Here is a 319-nt window from a genome sequence, read left to right on the forward strand (position 1 = left end):
GCAACGCAGAACGCTTCGACGTTGTGTAAATCAGTTATCGCGACCACGTTTTCACGCAGAAGCTCGGGAACAATCATCTTCCACATCTGCGAAGCGCGGTCGCTGAGCCATTCGGGCGGATCAACATTTGTGATCTTCGAAAAAGCGGGCTCGGCCTTATTCAGCGCGCGTTTGCCGGGATTTCCGGCTAGTGCTTTCTTGGCGGTCGGCTTGGGTTTGCGACCACGGCCGGCGACCGTGGCGGTACCTCCCATCGCGCAACTCCAGAATTTTTAATTTCGCGGGTGTAAAAAAACGACTGAGGGCGCGGTCTAGAAGC

The 319-nt window shown here is 55.8% G+C and carries 1 pseudogene; it reads right to left on the minus strand.

The features are described 5' to 3' along the window. Positions 1–254 (minus strand): annotated as a pseudogene (locus tag AO388_RS06550) (phage terminase small subunit P27 family); the annotation flags it as partial. Between the last annotated feature and the right edge of the window lie 65 nt (positions 255–319).

The sequence above is a fragment of the Pseudomonas sp. ICMP 10191 genome, assembly GCF_001467335.1.
Classification (GTDB): Bacteria; Pseudomonadota; Gammaproteobacteria; order Pseudomonadales; family Pseudomonadaceae; genus Aquipseudomonas; species Aquipseudomonas cerasi.